The organism is uncultured Gimesia sp. (assembly GCF_937910335.1).
Classification (GTDB): domain Bacteria; phylum Planctomycetota; class Planctomycetia; order Planctomycetales; family Planctomycetaceae; genus Gimesia.
The window spans coordinates 1-5158 of the sequence record NZ_CALEMX010000577.1; the positions used below are offsets into that span (position 1 = coordinate 1).

General features: G+C 46.8%; 4 protein-coding genes. 1 reads left to right on the forward strand and 3 read right to left on the reverse strand.

What is annotated here, in order from left to right; genetic code table 11:
- A partial coding sequence (locus tag Q0668_RS23620) for an SUMF1/EgtB/PvdO family nonheme iron enzyme (protein WP_298869007.1) occupies positions 1 to 1730 on the forward strand: 1730 nt, incomplete at its 5' end.
- 53 nt (positions 1731 to 1783) lie between these two features.
- Here the strand turns inward: Q0668_RS23620 and Q0668_RS23625 are convergent.
- The 3 genes from Q0668_RS23625 to Q0668_RS23635 all read right to left on the reverse strand — a co-directional run.
- Positions 1784 to 3238, reverse strand: coding sequence for a sulfatase (locus Q0668_RS23625; RefSeq protein WP_298869008.1), 1455 nt, complete (start codon positions 3236 to 3238; stop codon positions 1784 to 1786).
- A 35-nt stretch (positions 3239 to 3273) separates the two neighbouring features.
- Entirely contained in the window at positions 3274 to 4674 is a 1401-nt protein-coding gene (gene sthA / locus Q0668_RS23630; RefSeq protein ID WP_298869009.1) for a Si-specific NAD(P)(+) transhydrogenase, read from the reverse strand.
- Between the two features lie 109 nt (positions 4675 to 4783).
- On the reverse strand, positions 4784 to 5158 hold a 375-nt coding region (locus Q0668_RS23635; RefSeq protein WP_298869010.1), incomplete at its 5' end, for a Uma2 family endonuclease.

A 5158-nucleotide genomic window follows, 5' to 3' on the forward strand; every position in this document is an offset into this window, starting at 1 on the left:
AAGCGAAGGAAGTCATCTGGGAAATGCGGGCTTGTACATATTCCCGTTTTACAGGATGGGATCTTGGTACGGGGAAGGAGGTTCAAAGTTTCAATCCGGGTACTGGTTTTGGAAAACTGGCTGTCACTCCAGATGGAAAGCTAGGCATCACCACTGCTTCTCTTAGAGAAAAAAATCGCGTAGTCGCGACGGAAATTAAGGTATGGGATCTCGTCAACCGCAAATTAGAACATTCATTTACCGCTCATCAAGGTTATGTCTACAGCCTGGATATTTCAGCTAATGGGAAACAGCTCATTTCAGGAGCAAACAATGAATTTAGTGTGTGGGATCTGGAGAGTGGAAAATTACTGCACTCTTATCAGGAGCAGATTGGCGATCTTCGTCATCTGGCATTATCGCTTGACGGGAAACGGGCGCTGACCAGTGCGGTCAGAAACAAGCAATTCGATATCAAGGTCTGGGACCTGACGAGTCATAAACTATTGCATTCACTAAAAGGGCATGATCGAGATATTACCTGTCTGGCCGTTTCTCCCAATGGAGTGCAGGCAATTTCCGGAGGTGCGGATCAAACTCTCAGAATGTGGGACCTAAATAACGGCAAGTTACTGGCAACTTATGTCTTAGATGACATGCCGCGGGATATTGCCATTGGTCCTGATAATCGAACTCTGATTGTTGGTTGCCTTTCTGGACGCGTCCATAAATTAATCATTGAGCTACCAGGCGAAATCAAGAATACACAGCCTAGTTCCACTTCGGGTCTCGTTGTCAAACAAACCTCTGAGAGACAGCAGAATGAAACGGCAAAAAATCTCGATCGCAAAATCAAATTTATTAATTCACTTGAAATGCACTTTGCCTTGATCCCGGCAGGGAAATTCATGATGGGAAGCAGCAAAGCCCCGGATGAAATTGCCAAGCAGTTCAAAACGAAATCATCTTCTTTTTTAAACGAATACCCACTGCATGAAGTGCAGATTTCGAAACCGTTTTACATAGGCATGCATGAGGTCACCATTGATGACTTCAAACAGTTTGTAAAAATGACCGACTATAAAACCGAATCTGAGCGAAGTGGAAGAGGTGGCGCCGGCTGGGATGATGCAACCCAAAAATTCAGTAACGGCATTCCCGCATTTAACTGGGCGAAAACGGGGTGGCTGAAAAGTGACTTTCATCCCGTCGTCAATGTGAGTTGGAATGACGCAGTTAATTTTTGTAAATGGCTTAGTATCAGGACCAAGTCAAAATATCGCCTGCCGACCGAAGCCGAGTGGGAGTATGTCTGTCGCGCGGGATCAAACAGTTTGTATTTTCATGGAGACGATGCAGAAATGCTGACTCAATATGGTAATATCTGGGACAGATCTGCCAGCCTGGAATTTCAACGAAACTATGCTCATCTGAAAGGGGTTTCATCCCAAGATGGCTTTGCATTTACATCGCCTGTCGGGAATTATGCAGCAAATTCCTGGTCAGTCTACGATATGCACGGCAATGTGATGGAGTGGTGCAGTGACTGGTTTGATGATGAGTATTACAAAACACTAGAGGGAAAAACCTTGATGGATTCTGGGGGTCCCGATTCGGGTTCCGCTCGTGTATTACGCGGTGGCAACTGGTCATTATTTCCTGAGTATGCGCGAGCAGCGTATCGTTCCAAACTCTCACCATCACGCTACTCGAACAGTATTGGTTTTCGAGTGGTTCTTGAACTCGAATAGCGGGCTCCTCTTCTCATCTGAGTTCGCAGTTTCTGAGATGAAAACGAGGCGCTTTATTTGGCAGCATTTGATTTCTTTTTTCCTCTGCCCTGTTGTCTCTTGTTCTTATTTTTTTTGTTGCCCCGGGACGCATCGTGGGGCGCATCAATGGCATTTTTGGCTGGGAACCATTGCGCTAACTGCTGTTTGACTTCTACATACTTTGCCTCTTCAGCAAGATTTTTCCACTCCATCGGGTCGTGCTTATGATCATAGAGTTCTTCAGTGCCATCCCTGTAACGAATCAAACGATATCGATTGCCGCGGATGGCATGATTCAGTCGTCCATGTGTGGTTAAAGCCGGTCGGTCCCAGGTTTTTGCGGGATTTTTGAGAAGCGGAACCAGACTGACACCATCCAGGTGTTTTCCTACAGGTAACGAACATAATTCACATAACGTAGGATAAATATTCATAAAGTCGATTGCCTGCTCACATTGGGAACCGGCTTTTGTGACTCCCGGTACGACCATCATCAGTGGCGCCCGGGTTGCTTCTTCCCAGAGAGAAAATTTGCGCCAATGATGTTTCTCGCCTAGATGCCAGCCGTGATCTCCCCAGAGAACGATAATGGTATTTTTCGCATGTGGACTGGCATCAACTGCATCGATCACACGCCCCACCTGTACATCAGCGAAGGCGATACTGGCTAGATAGGCTTGCACGGAATAACGCCAATTTTTGGTTTTCAATATTCTGGCATGATCGCCACCCGGCTTGGCCATTCGGACGCCGGCAGGTGGGAGATCATCTAGATCATTTTTCGGCACGTTGGGAAGTTGAATTTGATCGAGTGGATACATGTCATAATATTTACGGGGTACCTGCCAGGGCATATGCGGTCGATAGATGCCACAGGCCAGGAAAAACGGTTGATCGTGCTTTTTGCTTAGATAATCAATGGCATAACTGGCCATCTTATAATCGCTCATCTCCCGATCTTGCACATCGAGTACGCCCCAGATGATGGTTCCTGCACGACTATGAGGATCGTTCAAGACAGCAGGTGTCGGCTTGGGATCACCTGTCTGTTTTAAATAATGATCCCATGAAGCGGGATCGTTATAACGTCCGTGAAAGATTTTCCCCGATCCAATCGCCTGATAACCATGCTTCCGATAAAGTTGAGGTAGTGTGACTGCATGCTGCATTACGGGGCGCCAAGGTTGCGAATTCAAATAGACACCGGAACTGGATGGGCGAATGCCGGTCATCAATGCGGCTCGGGAAGGATTGCAAGCAGGTGCTGCACAATGCGCGTTCTTAAACAAGACGCCCCTGGATGCCAGGCGATCAATATTCGGTGTTTTACAATCGGGATGACCGCCGAGACAACTGATCCAGTCATTCAAATCATCGACGGCAATGAATAATACATTAGGGCGTGCTGTTTCCGCTGCGAAAAGACCTGTATTCAAAGGTAACGCCACCAAAATAAGAAACAGCGTCTCTAAAATCGAGCGATACATTAGCTTCTCCTGCCAAAGGGACGAAGTCTTTTCAATTAGAACAATCGATTATATCCGTTCAAAGCAGCGACACGATAGGCTTCTGCCATTGTAGGATAATTGAAGGTCGTGTTGATAAAATACAAGAGTGTATTCGCCTCGCCAGGCTGCGACATAATGGCCTGACCAATGTGAATAATTTCTGAGGCGTTGGGTCCAAAACAATGAATGCCCAGAATTTCGAGTGTCTCACGATGAAATAACAGCTTCAGCATGCCTGTGGGACGATTCATTATCTGCGCACGCGCCAGATGCTTGAACATGGAATGTCCTACTTCGTAAGGAATTTTTGCTTCTGTTAATTCCCGCTCGGTCTTACCCAGAGAACTGATTTCCGGACTGGTATAAATGCCCGTGGGAATATCGCTTACCAAAGCACGCTCGCATTCCCCATTATCCAGATGACTGGCCGCATAGCGTCCCTGCACATAGGCGGCACTGGCCAGTGATGGATAACCGATAATATCTCCCACGGCATAGATATGTGGTTGCGAGGTTTGAAAATCATCATTGACTTTGAGCTGTCCGCGTGAATCGGGTTGAATCTCCAACGATTCCAATCCCAGACTTTCCGAGTTCCCTGAGCGACCGGCGGCAAACAGTAAGGCGTCAGTCTTCAATTTCTTACCGGACTTGAGTGAAATAATCACACCGTCGTCAGTCCCTTCAATCGTTTCATAATACTCACAGTGCCTTAGCAAAACACCACTTTCGCGCATGTGATAGCTTAATGCATCGCTGATTTCGTCATCCAGAAAGTCTAACAGTGAACTACGGGTATTCACCAGATTGATTTTAATGCCCATTGTTCGCAGCATTGAAGCATATTCACAGCCGATGACCCCTGCACCATAGACTGTGATTGACCTTGGTGTGTAATCCATATCGAGCAGCGTGTCGCTGCAAAAGATACGAGGATGAGAAAAGTCGATATCATCCGGACGATACGGACGCGACCCTGTAGCGATGACCGCATAATCAAAAGTAACTTCTTCAGTCAGACCGTTGGGAGTATCGATTCGGATCCGATGCGGGTCTAAAAACCGAGCTTCCCCCTTTACTAAATCTACACCGTTACGATCATAAAAAGTGCGTCTCATCGAAACCTGTTTTCGGATCACCGAAGCAGCCGATTTTCGAAGTTCGGGAAACTCCAGATCCAGCGTCATTCCGGAACTCCCCGCTTGACGCACGTAGTTATTGATTTCTGACATTTGTAGAATTGAATACCGTAGCGCTTTACTCGGTATCGTTCCCTTATGCGTACAATTACCACCAATCTCGAAGAACTTCTCGATTGAAATGACAGATTTTCCCTGCTTGATGGCTTGCATCGCTGCCCCTTCTCCCCCGGGGCCTGTACCAATTACTGCCACATCATAATGCGTCTCTGACATCCCTGACTTTCCTTGATTTTTTGCATCGCTGCCTGCTGGAACGAGCTACCATTTCTCAAGCTGACAGTGACAAACTAATTTGACTATAATTGACGATGAAATCGCTTTCTTACCACCATAACGGCTCTGTAAATAAGTCTTCCACTTTCATGACAAGATCAGGCATGACGGTTCCTCCGGTGATCTTCCCTTTAATATCAATGACCTCACTGCCCCGCGCAGGAAGATATTCGAGTACCTCTTTTGCCTTGGGATCAATCACCCAGATCAATTCGACCCCCCCATTCACATATTCACTGACATGATCGTTCATGACCTGTCGCCTGGGATTGGTTGAAGCTACTTCGATAACCGCAGTGGGCTTACGCTCTGAGATTGCTTTGTCGGTCTCTTCAAATCGAGTTCCCGTTTGAAAGATACTGACCGCAGGAAACCGAACGGTGTCCGGATTCCGATTGAGCAACAATCCTAATTCAAAACAGGC

What these genes read in the sequence shown, in the direction of transcription:
- sthA (WP_298869009.1), bottom strand. Translation starts at nt 4,674, where the DNA reads ATGTCAGAGACGCATTATGATGTGGCAGTAATTGGTACAGGCCCCGGG.
- Q0668_RS23625 (WP_298869008.1), bottom strand. Translation starts at nt 3,238, where the DNA reads ATGTATCGCTCGATTTTAGAGACGCTGTTTCTTATTTTGGTGGCGTTA.